Genomic DNA, 15,487 nt, shown 5'->3' with positions numbered 1-15,487 from the left:
GATCGCGGGTATCTAGCCCGCTGTCTTTACTGTAGTTGCAAGGCGGTGCATCGCACAGCCCGGCTGTTATTCAGTGACCCTGCCTGGCCGCCATACGTTTGGCCGCACCACTGGCGATCAACTCAGCCAGCGATGCAATGTCCAACAGGGCACACATGTGTTCAATCACCGTACCGGCCAGCCATGGGCGCTGAGTCCGCTGGCTGCGCCACTTGACCTCATTCGGGTCGAGCCTAATCGAGCGGCTGACCTGATGCACGGCCAGCCCCCACTCATAGCCCTGAACGGAGATCACATACTGTAAACCTTCGCGAAAATCATCGCGGTAACGGTCAGGCATTACCCAGCGCGCAGTATCCAGCACTTTCAGGTTGCCTGCCTGGCTCGGCAGTATGCCGAGAAACCAGTCGGGTTGGCCAAATAATGGCGTCAGCTCCTGGCCTTCTAGAGGGTAAATCGAACCCAGACACACCAGCGGCACGGCCAAGGTCAGGCCGGCAACGTCGAACAATAGGCATTCGAAAGGCTCCTGAGCCCATTCTGGACGGCCAGGTAACGCCGGCTCAGGCACCATCAACGGCGGTAGCGGTGCGTGCTCAACCTCAATCACTGCAGGGGCTGCAGTCACTTGGGCCGCCACTTCAACGCGGGCTTCAACTGGCGGCGCAGGTATTTCGATTGTGGGTAGCACGAGCGGTCGCGCAGCCAGTTCAGCCAACGGTTTGGCGGCCACGGCTTGCACATGCGGCACGGTTCGGGCATCGCGGACCTGCTCTTCAAGCACCGCCGCCTCGAACTCGTCCAGCGTGATGCTATCGGCTAACTCGACCGCAGCGTCCTGCAACAAGCTATCCAAATAGGACTGCAAGGCCAGTTGCGGACGTGTAGCGGTAGCAAGGGGAAGACTCATGAACACAACCCGTAATAACAATCTGTACAGACTATCGGCCGCCCTAGCGGCAGACTTGAGCCTATATCTTCAGCATAGCCGCTCATCTCAGGCGACCTGCGCAGCAATCTGCTGCGCCAACAAGTGCTTGAGAAGCGCCCGGTAGGCAATCACGCCACGGCTATTTTTGTCGAATTGCGACGGTGTCAGGCCTGCCCGACTGGCGTCGCGCAAGCGCGTATCAACCGGAATATAAGCCGGCCATAGGTGCTCAAGGTAATTGTTGCGCAATACCCGCAGCGTGCTCATGGAGGCCTGAGTGCGGCGATCGAACAGCGTCGGCACGATGGTGTAAGGCAGCGCTTGCTGCCGCGAGCGGTTGATCATGGCCAGTGTATTGACCATGCGCTCAAGGCCTTTGACCGCGAGAAACTCAGTCTGCACTGGAATCACTAACTGTTGGCTGGCCGCCAGGGCATTGACCATTAACACGCCGAGCAAGGGCGGACTGTCGATCACGGCATGATCAAAATCCTCCCAAAGCTGCGCAAGGCTCTTGGCAATCACCAACCCTAACCCGCTCTGCCCGGGCGACTGGCGCTCCAACGTGGCAAGTGCGGTGCTGGAAGGCAGCAAAGAAATTCGCTCATGGCTGGTCGGCAACAGTAATTGCTGCGGCAAGCCGCGCGGCACACTGCCCTTGTGCTGAAACAGATCAAAACTGCTGTGCTCAAGGCTGTCAGGATCGTGCCCGAAATAGCTGGTCATCGAACCATGAGGATCGAGATCGACCACCACCACACGCTTGCCGGCATCGGCCAGCAGGCCCGCCAAGGCGATTGATGTGGTGGTCTTACCAACTCCACCTTTTTGATTGGCTACTGCCCAGACTCTCATCGTTATCATCCTCTCGGTGCAGTAAATGCCTGACCGAGAACGGGGCCACCCTTATGGGGCCGGCGACGGGGGGTTGACGGCACCCGCTTGCGGGGCCGGCGCTACCAGTGTTGCTGCAGGTTGCGTGCCAGCCCGTTTCAGGGCCGCATCAGGCTTAGCATTCGCGCTGCCCACACCACTCACGCTGCGGCGTACATCGAGATTGCGCGATATCACCAACACCACCCGGCGATTGCGACCACGCCCCTCTGCGGTCGTGTTATCGGCCACGGGCTGGAATTCACCGTAACCTACAGCCGCCAAACGACTCGGGTTAACCCCATCCATCGCCAGCATCCGCACGATACTGGCGGCCCTTGCGGTAGACAGCTCCCAGTTGGTGGGGAACTGCGCAGTCTGAATGGGCAGGTTATCGGTAAAGCCTTCTACATGAACCGGATTCTCGTAAGGCGCCAGAATTTTGGCTACCTTCTCGATAATATCGAACGCTGCATTATTGGGAACGGCATCGCCACTGGTGAACAGCAGGCTGGAACTGAGCTCAATCTCGATCCATAGCTCATTGCCACTGACCTTGAGCTGACCGGACTGAATCAAGCCACCAAATGCTTCACTTATGCTTTGGGCGATGCTTTCTAGCGAGTCGGCAGCTGACAGCGTGCTTTCTTCATCCACCAGCGAACGATCTGGCTCAGTGGTACGCGGCCGCTCATCGCCGACAGGGATCGGCTTGATCGCGCGATCAGGCTGATTGAAAACCCCAGTCAGGCTGTCTGAAAGAATTTTGTACTTGCCTTCGTTTATCGAGGAAATCGAGTACATCACCACGAAAAACGCGAACAGCAAGGTGATGAAGTCGGCATAGGAGACCAGCCAACGTTCGTGATTTTCATGTTCTTCTTGATGACGCCGACGGGCCATGCTGTGTCTCCATCAATCCATAAAGCCTTGCAGCTTCAATTCGATGGAGCGTGGGTTTTCACCCTCGGCAATCGACAGGATGCCTTCAAGCAACATCTCGCGATAACGCGATTGACGTTGAGCGATGGCCTTAAGCTTGTTGCCAATGGGCAGCAGCAACAGGTTGGCAAACCCCACGCCATAAATAGTCGCCACAAAGGCCACCGCAATGCCGCTACCGAGCATGCTCGGGTCAGCCAGATTACCCATGACATGAATCAGGCCCATAACGGCACCGATAATGCCAATCGTCGGTGCGTACCCACCCATGCTTTCGAACACCTTGGCAGCCTGAATATCCCGACCTTCCTGGGTGTACAGATCGACTTCGAGAATACTGCGAATGGCTTCCGGCTCTGCCCCATCAACCAACAGCTGCAAACCTTTGCGGGCGTAGGGGTCCTTCTCAGCATCAGCCACCGCCTCAAGGCCCAGCAAGCCTTCCTTACGCGCGGTCATGCTCCAGCCAACGACCCGATTGATGCCTCCGACCAGATCGATCCGCGGCGGAAAAAAGATCCAGCTGATGATTGCCAACGCACGTTTAAATACGTGTACGGGAGCCTGGAGGAATGCTGCGCCTAGGGTGCCGCCGATCACGATCAACGCCGCCGGCCCATTGAGCAAAGCGCCAACATGACCGCCTTCGAGGTAGTTGCCGCCGAGGATCGCGACAAATGCCAGGATGACCCCAATAAGGCTCAGTACATCCATTAAATACAGGCCTCCACCAGATGCCTGCCAATATCATCCAATGGGTACACAGCATCGGCCAGGTTGGCTTTAACGATGGCCATGGGCATGCCGTAAATCACACAACTGGCTTCATCCTGTGCCCACACCTGGCTCCCCGTCTGTTTGAGCAGACGCGCACCTTCACGGCCATCAGCGCCCATGCCCGTCAGCACGACTGCGAGCACTTTGTCCGCATAAGACTTAGCCACAGAGCCGAAGGTGATATCGACACAGGGCTTGTAGTTAAGGCGCTCGTCACCCGGCAGGATCTTCACCATGCCGCGGGCGTCGACCATCATCTGCTTGCCGCCAGGGGCCAGCAGCGCCAGCCCAGGCCGTAGCACATCGCCATCCTCAGCCTCTTTGACGCTGATACGGCACAGTTTGTCGAGGCGCTCGGCAAACGCCTTAGTGAAGGCTGCAGGCATATGCTGGATCAGCACCAGCGGCGCGGGGAAGTTAGCCGGCAACTGTGTCAACACACGCTGCAGCGCCACCGGCCCACCCGTTGAGGTGCCGATAGCGACTAATTTATACGGCTTACGCTTGGGTGTAGCACTCGAAACGGCCGCAGGAACAGGGGCAGGTGCAACCGCAGGCCGACCCAGTGTGCTGGTCGTTGGGGCGGGGCGAACCGCTGGTCTGGCGGGGGTAGCCGGTGTTGCCGCAGGCTGCGGACTCAGGCTGCGGCGGTTGCTGCGAGCGATGGTATGGATTTTCTCGCAGAGCAGTTGCTTAACCCGCTCGGGGTTACGCGAAATGTCTTCAAAGTTCTTCGGCAGAAAGTCCACGGCACCCGCTTCAAGGGCATCCAGGGTTACACGGGCGCCCTCATGGGTCAGCGAGGAGAACATCAATACCGGCGTGGGGCAGCGCTGCATGATATTACGCACGGCCGTGATGCCATCCATCATCGGCATCTCGTAATCCATGGTAATCACATCAGGCTTGAGCGCCTGCGCCTGCTCGATGGCTTCACGACCGTTAGTGGCGGTGCCGATTACCTGGATATTCGGATCAGCTGAGAGAATTTCCGACACGCGCCGACGAAAAAAACCGGAGTCATCTACCACCAACACCTTAACAGCCATATACAACTCCTAAGCGGCGCGACAAATACCCGCGCCGCGAACAATCAGACACGTCGCGCGTAATGTTTGAGCATGCTCGGCACGTCAAGAATCAGAGCAATACGGCCATCACCGGTAATCGTCGCGCCTGACATGCCTGGGGTGCCCTGCAGCATCTTGCCCAGCGGTTTGATCACCACTTCTTCCTGGCCCACCAACTGATCGACCACAAAGCCAATACGCTGGCTGCCGACGGTCAGAATCACCACATGTCCTTCGCCTTGCTCTACGTGGGCGGCATTGCCGACTAACCAACGCTTGAGATAGAACAGCGGCAAGGCTTTATCACGCACAACCACCACTTCTTGACCATCCACAATATTGGTGCGTGACAGGTCAAGGTGGAAGATTTCGTTAACGTTAACCAGCGGGAAGGCAAACGCCTGATTACCCAGCATCACCATCAGCGTCGGCATGATCGCCAGGGTCAGCGGCACCTTGATGACAATCTTCGACCCCTGCCCCTTCACCGAAAATACGTTGACGGTGCCGTTGAGCTGGTTAATTTTGGTTTTCACCACGTCCATGCCCACACCTCGACCGGAGACATCGGATATCTCCGTCTTGGTCGAGAAGCCGGGGGCGAAAATCAGGTTGTAGCACTCGAACTCATTGAGGCGCTCGGCCGCATCCTTATCCAGCAGACCTTTTTCAACGGCCTTCGCGCGCAATACATCCGCGTCCATGCCCTTGCCGTCATCGGAGATCGACAAGAGGATGTGATCGCCTTCCTGCTCGGCGGACAGCACCACTTTGCCGCCTCGCGCTTTACCTGATGCTTCACGCTCATCAGGGGTTTCAATGCCATGGTCAACCGCGTTGCGCACCAAGTGCACAAGCGGATCGGCCAGCGCCTCGACCAGGTTCTTATCGAGGTCGGTTTCTTCGCCGACCAGCTCCAGATTGATCTCTTTCTTGAGCTGACGCGCGAGGTCACGAACCAGACGCGGGAAACGCCCGAAAACTTTCTTGATCGGCTGCATGCGGGTTTTCATCACCGCTGTCTGCAGGTCGGCCGTCACCACATCCAGGTTGGACACCGCCTTGGACATGGCTTCATCGCCACTGCTGGAACCCAAGCGCACCAGGCGGTTACGCACCAGCACCAGCTCACCGACCATGTTCATGATTTCATCCAGGCGCGCAGTGTCGACCCGCACGGTGGTTTCCGCTTCGCTGGGCGGCGCGGCCTTTTCTACCGCAGGCGCCTTGGCGGGTTCGGCCTTGACCGCAGGTTTTGCAACAGCCGGCGCTGAACTTTTGCTGGGCTCTACTGGCTTGGCAACTGGCGCCGGCGTAGCGGCTTTGATCGCCTCTGGCTCGACAAACTTGCCTTTGCCATGCAGCTGATCGAGCAAGGCTTCGAACTCATCGTCAGTGATATCACCGCTCGCTGCAGCTGCAGCAGGCTCAGCCTTGGCTGCCGGTGTAACAGGTGCCGAAGCGGCTGGCGCTACAAACTGGCCTTTGCCATGTAGCTGGTCGAGCAGCGACTCAAACTCATCATCGGTGATTTCATTGCCAGACGTTGACTCGGGCACGGCAGGTGCGGCTGGAGCCTCGGGCGTGACGAACTGACCTTTACCATGCAACTGGTCAAGCAAGGACTCGAATTCATCATCCGTGATTTCATCGCTGCTGGCGGCACTGGAAACGGCTGCTGCCGGCTCATCCAGAGCACCGAGCAATGTCTCGAATTCACTGTCGGTAATGTCGCCAGCAACGGGCTCAGGCGCAGGCTCAACAGACACTTCAACCGGCACGACCGGTTCAGGTTCAGCACCTGCCGGTTCAGCCAGGCGCGCCAAAGCGGCTAGCAGCGCAGGAGTCGCCGGGGTTAGATCGGTACGCTCGCGCACCTCGGTAAACATGCTGTTAACGGCATCCAGTGCTTCCAGCACCACATCCATCAACGCGGAGTCGACGCGCCGCTCACCCTTGCGCAGGATGTCGAAGACGTTTTCTGCGATATGGCAGCATTCCACCAGCTCATTAAGCTGGAGAAAACCAGCACCACCTTTGACGGTATGAAACCCGCGAAAAATAGCGTTGAGCAGATTCATGTCGTCCGGGCGACTTTCCAGCTCTACCAGCTGCTCGGACAATAGTTCAAGAATCTCGCCGGCCTCTACCAGGAAGTCCTGGAGGATTTCTTCATCGGCGCCGAAGCTCATAAGACGTGTGCTCCTAAAATCCTAAGCTAGAAAGCAGGTCGTCGACATCATCTTGATTAGATGCGACGTCTTCACGCTTATCGGCATGAATCTGCGGACCTTCACCGTGGGAAGGCTCTTTTTGTTTTTCTTGTTCGGCGCGGAGCAGCTCGTGGTTGTGCTCAATGCCGGCAAATTGATCAACCTGACTGGCCATCAGCACCAGTTTCAGCAGGTTACTTTCAACCTCAGTGACCAACTGAGTGACCCGTTTGATCACCTGCCCCGTGAGATCCTGATAATCCTGAGCCAGCAAAATATCGTTGAGGTGCCCGGAAATTTTCGCGCCATCACGCTCACTGCTTGCTAGAAACAGCTCAACACGCTTGGCCAACTCACGAAAACCGTCTGCGCTCATCTCGCGGCGCATAAAACGCCCCCAGTCAGCACTCAGGCTTTGCGCTTCGGCACTGAGGTCATTAACCAGCGGCGCACTCAACTCAACCAAGTCCATGGTGCGATTGGCCGCTTTCTCGGTCATCGTCACCACATAATTTAGGCGTTCGGTGGCATCGGTGATTTGCGAGACTTCAGTGGCATGCGGCACACGAGGGTCAAGCTGAAAGTTGACGATGGCGTTATGCAGCTCACGGGTCAGCTTGCCGACCTCATGATACAAGCCACGGTCACGCGCCTTATTCAAGTCATGTATCAGCTGGACCGCTTCACCAAAGTTGCCTTTTTCTAGGCTATCTACCAGTTGGCGAGCGCTGTGCTTCAAGGACGATTCAAGATCACCCTGAGCAGGATTTTTATGCTCCATAGAACCTCGTGGCAGACATCAGCCGTTGACCCGCTCAAAGATTTTCTCAATCTTCTCTTTCAGAACCTGGGCAGTGAACGGTTTGACCACATAACCGTTAACCCCAGCCTGGGCAGCCTCGATAATCTGATCACGCTTAGCTTCCGCCGTAACCATCAGCACCGGCAGGCTTTTCAGCCGATCATCCGCACGCACAGCGCGCAGCAGATCAATACCGGTCATGCCAGGCATGTTCCAGTCCGTGACCAGAAAGTCGAAACTACCGCTTTGCAGCATTGGCAATGCAGTCGTGCCGTCATCGGCTTCTGCGGTATTGGTGAACCCCAAGTCACGCAGGAGGTTCTTGATGATCCGTCGCATCGTTGAAAAGTCATCAACGATGAGGATTTTCATGTTTTTGTCCAAGTCGACCTCCGTACAGTCCCAAACGCACCCAGCAACCTGCATGCGCCTTTATTCATGAAACCAGCCGCGCGAGCGGGCAGTTTAGTGCGCGCGCCACTCACCCAGACGGGCGCGTAAACGAGCGGCACACTGACTGTGTAGTTGGCTTACGCGTGACTCGCTAACCCCCAACACCGCGCCGATCTCTTTAAGGTTCAATTCTTCATCGTAATACAGTGCCAACACCAAGCGCTCGCGCTCTGGCAGATTGCCAATGGCATCCGCCAAGGCCGCCTGAAAGCGTTCATCTTCCAGATCACGAGAAGGTTCTAGGTGGTGGTTGCCAGCGTCTTCAGCCAGTTCGCCGTGCTCGCCGTCCTGTAACAGATCGTCGAAGCTAAACAGGCGGCTGCCTAAAGTGTCGCCAAGAATGCCGTAGTAATCCTCCAGACTCAATTGGAGTTCGGCCGCAACCTCTTGATCTTTAGCGTCCCGACCGGTTCTAGCCTCAACTTTTCGAATGGCGTCGCTGACCATGCGGCTATTGCGGTGCACCGAACGGGGGGCCCAGTCGCCTTTACGCACCTCATCGAGCATAGAACCGCGGATACGGATACCTACGAATGTCTCGAAACTGGCACCTTTGCTGGAATCGTATTTTTTTGACGCTTCAAGCAGGCCGATCATCCCGGCCTGGATCAAGTCGTCAACCTGCACACTGGCCGGCAAGCGTGCCAGCAGGTGATAGGCAATGCGTTTGACCAGAGGCGCATAGCGCTCGATCAACTGGTGCTGGGAATCCTGCGCCTGCGCTTTGCTGTACATACGAAGTCCAGAGGCTGCTGTCATATGGCCGTGTCTGCGATCGGCTGCTGCACCAGACGCTCAACAAAGAACTCTAAATGACCGCGCGGGTTGGCCGGTAAAGGCCAGGCGTCGACTTTCTGAGCGATTGCTTTGAACGCCAGCGCGCATTTCGAGCGCGGGAAAGCTTCGTAAACCGCGCGCTGCTTCTGCACGGCCTTGCGCACTGACTCATCGTAAGGCACTGCACCGACATACTGCAGGGCAACGTCAAGAAAACGGTCAGTCACTTTAGTCAGCTTAGCAAAGAGATTACGACCTTCCTGCGGGCTGTGAGCCATATTGGCCAAAACCCGAAAACGATTCATGCCGTGATCACGATTGAGCAATTTGATCAGGGCGTAAGCGTCGGTAATCGAGGTGGGTTCATCGCACACCACCACCAAAACCTCCTGTGCGGCGCGCACGAAGCTAACTACGCCATCACCGATACCGGCTGCCGTGTCGACAATCAGCACATCGAGGTTGTCGCTGATATCACTGAATGCCTGGATTAATCCAGCATGCTGCATGGGCGACAACTGCACCATACTCTGAATGCCCGAAGCGGCAGGCACGATGCGAATCCCACCTGGCCCCTGCAACAGCACATCACGCAGCTCGCACTCGCCACTGATAACGTCTTCCAGGGTGCGCTTAGCACTGAGCCCCAACAATACATCGACGTTGGCCAAACCCAGGTCGGCGTCCATCAACATGACCCGACGCCCCAGATCAGCCAGGGCCAATGCCAGGTTCACCGAGACGTTGGTCTTGCCGACGCCACCTTTGCCGCCGGTCACCGCTATCACCTGTACGGGATGCATACCCATAATTTCTAATACCTTGTCTAACGTCGACTGGAGCCACTTGGTCGGCTAAGCACCGCTCAATTCCAATAATATTTAGCTTAACTGGCACGCCGTGTAGGCTGCTGGTAAAGACCGGAAAACATCTCTGCCATCGTATCTTCACTCGGTTCTTGGGTCGCCTGCAGCCCAACGGCCCGACTCACCAACTGATGACTGCGCGGTATCTGCAAATCATCGGGAATGCGTGGCCCATCAGCGAGATAGGCTACCGGTAGACGCTGGCTAATAGCCAGACCTAAAACCTCACCCAAACTGGTGGCTTCATCCGCCTTGGTAATAATACAGCCGACCAGGCCGCAGCGTTTATAACTATGGTAGGCGGCTTTCAGCACTTGGCCCTGACTGGTCGCGGCCATCACCAGATAGCTCTTCGCATTGACTCCGCGGCTGGCTAATGTTTCCAGCTGCATGCGCAGCGCTGGATCATTGGCCGACAGGCCAGCGGTGTCGATCAGCACTACGCGCTTACGCGCCAACGGTGCCAGGGCCTGGGTCAACGATTGGCCTGGGTCGACCAGAGTGACCGGCACGTTAAGGATACGGCCCAGGGTTTTGATCTGTTCCTGCGCACCAATGCGGTAGCTATCAAGGCTGACCAGGGCGATATGCTGCGCGCCGTACTTGAGCACATAACGCGCAGCCAGCTTTGCCAAGGTCGTGGTCTTGCCCATACCCGCCGGGCCCACCAGGGCGATTACACCGCCCTCTTCCATCGGTTCTTGTTGCGGGGTCTTGATCGCGTGAGCCAGATGCGCCAGCAACATGCGCCAGGCCTGACGCGGCTCGGCAATATTGGCAATGCGCTCAAGCAGCGCTTTCGACAGCTCAGCGGACAGCCCCATGCGCTGCAGGCGACGCCACAGATTCGCTTGCTGCGGCTGGCGGCTCTGCAACTGCCCCCAGGCAATTGAACCCAACTGCACTTCAATCAGCTCACGCAGGCCATGCAGTTCGAAGCGCATGGCATCCAGGGCACCCTGATCAGCGGCGGCAGGCGCAGCACGCGCCGGAGACAACGCATCGGCCAACCGATCGACTGGCACGCTGGCGGCAGCGCCAAACAACTGACGATCCTTGCCGGCATCGACTTTCGTACGCGTGGTCAGCTCAGCCTGAGCTGTAGCGATTTTTGCCTGGGTCTTGCGCAATTCGGCTTCCAGCGCCGGATTAGGCTGACGGGCTGGCGCGGCAGGCACTTGATAATCCAATGCGGCAGTCAGCTCGACACCGCCAGCAACCCGGCGATTGCCAATGATCGAGGCATCGGCACCCAGTTCATCACGCACCAGCTTCATGGCGGTACGCATATCGGCGGCGAAAAAGCGTTTGACCTGCATGGCCTGTAACCTCGGTTAGTTCTGCCCCACCGTCGCAACGATGGTGACCTGCTTATTATCCGGAATTTCCTGGTATGCCAGTACATGGATACTCGGAACCGCCAGCCGCGCGAATCGCGAGAGCATCGCCCGGACCGGACCGGCCACCAGCAGTATCACTGGCTTGCCGAGCATCTCCTGGCGCTGCGCCGCTTCCACTAGGGAACGCTGCAGCTTCTCGGCCATGCCCGGCTCCAGGAGGATGCCCTCCTCGGAGCCTTGACCGGCCTTCTGAATACTATTTAGCAATATCTGTTCCAACCTTGGCTCAAGGGTGATCACAGGCAGCTCCAGCTCTAGTCCCACAATGCTTTGCACGATTGCACGGGCTAACGCGACACGCACCGCGGCCACCATCACGGCGGGATCTTGACTCTTCACCGAGACATTCGCGATGGCCTCGGCAATAGTGCGAATGTCGCGCACTGGCACCTGCTCCTGCAGCAGGCTTTGCAGCACCTTGAGCAGGGTCGACAGGGAAATCATCCCGGGCACCAGCTCTTCGGCAAGTTTGGGCGAGCTCTTGGCCAGCAGCTGCATCAACTGCTGCACTTCCTCGTGCCCCAGCAGTTCATGAGCATGCTTATGCAGCACTTGGTTCAGGTGGGTGGCGACCACGGTGCTGGCATCCACCACGGTATAGCCGAGGGACTGCGCCTGATCACGCTGGTTTGGATCGATCCACACCGCCTCCAGGCCGAATGCCGGATCTTTGGCGGCAATACCATTGAGCGGGCCGAAGACCTGTCCGGGGTTGATCGCCAGTTCGCGATCCGGATACACCTCAGCCTCAGCCACGCTAACGCCCATCAAGGTCAGACGGTAGGCACTGGGCTGCAGGTCAAGGTTGTCGCGGATATGCACCGAAGGCATGAGAAAGCCCATTTCCTGGGAAAGTTTCTTGCGTACGCCCTTGATCCGCGCCAGCAGCTGGCCGCCCTGGTTACGGTCGACCAGTGGAATCAAGCGATAGCCGACTTCCAAGCCGACCATGTCCACCGGCGTGACGTCGTCCCAGCCCAGCTCCTTGACCTCCTGGGCCTTCTGCGCCGGCAGCAATTCCTGCTGGCGCTGCACTTCTTTGACCTCGTTTTCTTTAGTCGTACGCTGCTTGTTGGCAATCCAATAGGCAGCACCAGCAGCCACCAGCCCCAGACTGATAAAGGAGAAGTGCGGCATACCCGGCACCAGGCCCATGGTGATCATGATCGCAGCAGTCACCGCCAGAACGCGTGGCGAGGCGAACATCTGCCGATTGACTTGCGCCCCCATGTCTTCCGAGCTTGAAACCCGGGTCACCATAATCGCGGCAGCAGTGGACAGCAGCAGCGAAGGAATCTGCGCCACCAGGCCATCACCGATGGTCAGCAAGGTGTAAATACGTCCGGCATCCGCAAAGCTCAGGTCATGCTGAAAAATCCCGATGGCCACACCGCCGATCAAGTTGATAAATAGAATCAACAAGCCGGCAATGGCATCACCGCGCACGAACTTGCTGGCACCATCCATGGAGCCATAGAAGTCGGCTTCCTGGGACACCTCACTGCGCCGCAGCTTGGCCGTTTCCTGATCGATCAGACCGGCGTTAAGGTCGGCGTCGATGGCCATTTGCTTACCGGGCATAGCATCTAGAGTGAAGCGCGCGCTTACTTCAGAGATACGCCCAGCACCTTTGGTGACCACCACGAAGTTGATGATCATAAGGATGGCGAACACCACGATACCGACCACGTAATTGCCGCCGATCACTACCTCACCAAACGCTTGAATCACCTTACCTGCAGCATCTTGGCCGTCCTGGCCATTGAGCAGAACCACCCGCGTGGACGCGACGTTAAGCGCCAGGCGCAGCAAGGTCGCCGCGAGCAGAATGGTCGGGAATACCGCGAAGTCCAAGGGCCGTAGGGCATAGATCGCCACCAGCAATACGACGATCGACAAGGCAATACTGAAGGTAAACAGCACGTCGAGCAGGAATGGTGGAATCGGCAGCATAACCATGCCGAGCATGACCAGCAGCATCAGCGGAATACCCAGGTTCCCCTGCTTTAACCCCGACAGGTTGCTGCGTACGTCACCGATCATTTGTGAGCGATCTATTGCCACACCACTACCCCAGCCAATTCAATCTTTTGACGCTTTACGCGCCTCTGGGCAGGGATTTGCAAGAAGCTGTCCAACTTTGCCGGGCGGAGGCAAACAGCCGGTAAATGTGCGGATTGCTGCGGACAAATGATCAGTCGTCGCGGCGTAAATCCGGCGGGATTGGGATCTCTGGCAGCGGCCCAGGGCGTTTGCCTTTGCCCGCCTGGTACTGGCGCAGCTGGTAGACGTAAGCCAGTACCTGAGCGATCGCCAGATAAAGCCCTGCGGGAATTTCCTGATCCAGCTCAGTGGAATAGAACACCGCCCGCGCCAGGGCCGGAGACTCCAGCACCATCACTTTGTGCTCATTGGCAATTTCACGAATCTTCAATGCCGTAAAGTCGCCGCCCTTGGCCAGCAGCACCGGCGCGCTGCCTTTGGCCGGGTCGTATTTCAAAGCCACGGCAAAGTGCGTCGGGTTGGTGATCACCACATCGGCGTCCGGCACCGACTGCATCATGCGCCGCTCGGCCATTTCGCGCTGCAGCTGACGAATACGCTGCTTAACCTCCGGCTTGCCTTCGCTGTCTTTGTACTCGTCGCGCACTTCCTGCTTGGTCATCATCAGCTTCTGCTTGCTGCTCCAGAGCTGGAATGGCACGTCCACAGCAGCAATCAAAATCAACCCGCAGGACATCCACAGGGCGCTCCAGCCAACAACCGTCATCGAATGCAGAATGGCCGACTCAAGGGGCTCATGGACAATCGCCAACAGGTCTTCCTGCCAGGCAGACAACACCACCACGCACACCAACAAGATCAGAATGAATTTGGCCAAGGCTTTGAGTAGTTCGACCAGCGCCTGCACGGAAAACATCCGCTTAAGACCCGCTGCGGGATTCATCCGGCTGACCTTGGGCGCCATGGCTTCGGCCGAAAACAGCCAGCCGCCCAAAGAAATCGGCCCAACAATCGACACGATTAGCAGCAGTATCAGCAGTGGAAACAGCGCGTTTAGTGCGATTTCCCCGGATGCCGCCAGCCAAAGCCCCATGCTGCGCTCATCCATGACCACCTCACGCGGCAAAGAAAAATTGCCCTGCATGATATCCATCATGGCCTTACCAATGCTGCCACCGAACGCCAGCATGCCGCCAAACCCGCCCAACGTCACCGCGAGGGTGTTGAGCTCTTTGGAGCGGGCAATCTGGCCCTTCTCACGGGATTCGCGCAGGCGTTTCTCCGTGGGCTCCTCGCTTTTATCAGCACCGCTCTCGGACTCGGCCATGGCTTAGCGCGCCCTCGCCATTTCACGAAGGAACTGCAAGGCTTCGATAGCAAACATCTGATACTGCGCGAGGAAATCAGCCATGCCGATCCAAACGATCACCAGCCCGAGCACCAATGTCAGCGGAAAGCCGATGGAGAAGATATTCAGTTGCGGCGCCGCACGGGTCATGACCCCGAACGCGAGGTTGACCACCAGCAGCGCGGTGACCGCAGGCAGCACTAAAAGCAAAGCGGCGCCGAGCACCCAGCTCAGTTTGTGGGCGATCTCCCAGTAATTCTCCAAGAGAAAACCGCCGCCAACCGGCAAGGTAAAGAAACTCTCGGCGAGTACTTCGAAGACCACTAAATGGGCATTCATCGCCAGAAACAGCAAGGTCACTAGAATCGTAAATACTTGGCCGATCACAGGCACCGAAATGCCGTTGGCGGGATCAATCATTGAGGCAAACCCGAGGCCCATCTGCATAGCAATGATCTGCCCGGCAATCACAAAAATCTGGAAGAACAGCTGCAGCACAAACCCCAGCATCGCACCGATAAGGACCTCCTGAGCGATCCAGATCAAGGCCTGCACACTGATGGCATCAATAACCGGCATTGGCGGCAGGCTCGGCATAATCGCCAGGCAGATGGCCAAAGACAGATACAAGCGCACCCGACCAGGAACCAACTGGGTGCCGATAAGCGGCATAAACATCAACAGCGCAGAAACGCGAAACAACGGCAGCAGAAAACTGCCCACCCACGCCCCAATCTGCGCGCTGCTTAATTCGAGCATGTCAGCCGATCAACAGCGGGATGTTCATGATCAGGTTCTGGGTGTATTCCATCAGCTCGCGCACCAGCCACGGGCCGGCAAATATCAGCACCAGCAGGATGACCAGCAGCCTGGGCAAGAAACTTAAGGTCTGTTCGTTGATTTGAGTGGCCGCTTGAAACATCGCCACCAACAAACCCACAAGCAAGCTCGGGACAACCAGGATGCCGACAATCATTGCTGTCAGCCACAAGGCATCGCGCACCAAGTCAACCGCCACTTCGGGGGTCATG

Annotated in this window: 15 protein-coding genes; all 15 read right to left on the bottom strand. The window is 57.5% G+C overall.

The window, feature by feature from the left end:
- Positions 1-70 precede the first annotated feature (70 nt).
- Positions 71-910: a CheW domain-containing protein gene (locus ACEPAJ_RS07575; RefSeq protein ID WP_425914368.1), complete on the bottom strand. Its 840-nt coding sequence runs from the start codon at positions 908-910 to the stop codon at positions 71-73.
- An 87-nt stretch (positions 911-997) separates the two neighbouring features.
- Positions 998-1,786: a ParA family protein gene (locus tag ACEPAJ_RS07570; RefSeq protein WP_274087868.1), complete on the bottom strand. Its 789-nt coding sequence runs from the start codon at positions 1,784-1,786 to the stop codon at positions 998-1,000.
- Positions 1,787-1,837: 51 nt separating this feature from the next.
- Complete coding sequence (gene motD / locus ACEPAJ_RS07565) at positions 1,838-2,707, bottom strand: flagellar motor protein MotD (protein WP_425914367.1); 870 nt, start codon at positions 2,705-2,707, stop codon at positions 1,838-1,840.
- 12 nt (positions 2,708-2,719) lie between these two features.
- Entirely contained in the window at positions 2,720-3,460 is a 741-nt protein-coding gene (locus tag ACEPAJ_RS07560; protein ID WP_425914366.1) for a flagellar motor protein, read from the bottom strand.
- Entirely contained in the window at positions 3,460-4,572 is a 1,113-nt protein-coding gene (locus tag ACEPAJ_RS07555; protein ID WP_425914365.1) for a protein-glutamate methylesterase/protein-glutamine glutaminase, read from the bottom strand. The genes ACEPAJ_RS07560 and ACEPAJ_RS07555 overlap by 1 nt, the downstream gene beginning before the upstream one ends.
- Before the next feature lie 44 nt (positions 4,573-4,616).
- Positions 4,617-6,785: a chemotaxis protein CheA gene (locus ACEPAJ_RS07550; protein WP_425914364.1), complete on the bottom strand. Its 2,169-nt coding sequence runs from the start codon at positions 6,783-6,785 to the stop codon at positions 4,617-4,619.
- Positions 6,786-6,798: 13 nt separating this feature from the next.
- Positions 6,799-7,587: a protein phosphatase CheZ gene (locus ACEPAJ_RS07545; RefSeq protein WP_425914363.1), complete on the bottom strand. Its 789-nt coding sequence runs from the start codon at positions 7,585-7,587 to the stop codon at positions 6,799-6,801.
- Between the two features lie 18 nt (positions 7,588-7,605).
- Positions 7,606-7,980, bottom strand: a complete 375-nt coding sequence (locus ACEPAJ_RS07540; RefSeq protein ID WP_208598743.1) for a chemotaxis response regulator CheY — start codon at positions 7,978-7,980, stop codon at positions 7,606-7,608.
- A 93-nt stretch (positions 7,981-8,073) separates the two neighbouring features.
- Positions 8,074-8,820: an RNA polymerase sigma factor FliA gene (fliA, locus tag ACEPAJ_RS07535; RefSeq protein ID WP_425914362.1), complete on the bottom strand. Its 747-nt coding sequence runs from the start codon at positions 8,818-8,820 to the stop codon at positions 8,074-8,076.
- The gene (gene fleN / locus ACEPAJ_RS07530) at positions 8,817-9,647 is read right to left on the bottom strand and encodes a flagellar synthesis regulator FleN (RefSeq protein ID WP_425914361.1); all 831 of its coding nucleotides are present in this window, start codon (positions 9,645-9,647) and stop codon (positions 8,817-8,819) included. Before fleN ends, fliA begins: the two co-directional genes overlap by 4 nt.
- A gap of 77 nt (positions 9,648-9,724) precedes the next feature.
- Positions 9,725-11,023: a flagellar biosynthesis protein FlhF gene (flhF, locus tag ACEPAJ_RS07525; RefSeq protein WP_425914360.1), complete on the bottom strand. Its 1,299-nt coding sequence runs from the start codon at positions 11,021-11,023 to the stop codon at positions 9,725-9,727.
- Between the two features lie 15 nt (positions 11,024-11,038).
- Positions 11,039-13,162 carry a flagellar biosynthesis protein FlhA gene (flhA, locus tag ACEPAJ_RS07520; RefSeq protein ID WP_425917964.1) on the bottom strand — a complete coding sequence of 708 codons (2,124 nt, stop codon included), beginning with the start codon at positions 13,160-13,162 and terminating at the stop codon, positions 11,039-11,041.
- Between the two features lie 136 nt (positions 13,163-13,298).
- Positions 13,299-14,435, bottom strand: a complete 1,137-nt coding sequence (flhB, locus tag ACEPAJ_RS07515) for a flagellar biosynthesis protein FlhB (protein WP_425914359.1) — start codon at positions 14,433-14,435, stop codon at positions 13,299-13,301.
- A 3-nt stretch (positions 14,436-14,438) separates the two neighbouring features.
- Positions 14,439-15,215: a flagellar biosynthetic protein FliR gene (gene fliR, locus ACEPAJ_RS07510; RefSeq protein WP_425914358.1), complete on the bottom strand. Its 777-nt coding sequence runs from the start codon at positions 15,213-15,215 to the stop codon at positions 14,439-14,441.
- 1 nt (position 15,216) lies between these two features.
- Positions 15,217-15,486 carry a flagellar biosynthesis protein FliQ gene (fliQ, locus tag ACEPAJ_RS07505; RefSeq protein ID WP_425914357.1) on the bottom strand — a complete coding sequence of 90 codons (270 nt, stop codon included), beginning with the start codon at positions 15,484-15,486 and terminating at the stop codon, positions 15,217-15,219.
- Position 15,487 lies beyond the last annotated feature (1 nt).

Origin of the sequence: Pseudomonas sp. GWSMS-1 (assembly GCF_049847425.1) — a bacterium.
GTDB lineage: Bacteria > Pseudomonadota > Gammaproteobacteria > Pseudomonadales > Pseudomonadaceae > Aquipseudomonas.
The sequence above is the reverse complement of the archived record's forward strand: the minus strand, read 5'-3'. Positions and strand labels throughout refer to the sequence as shown.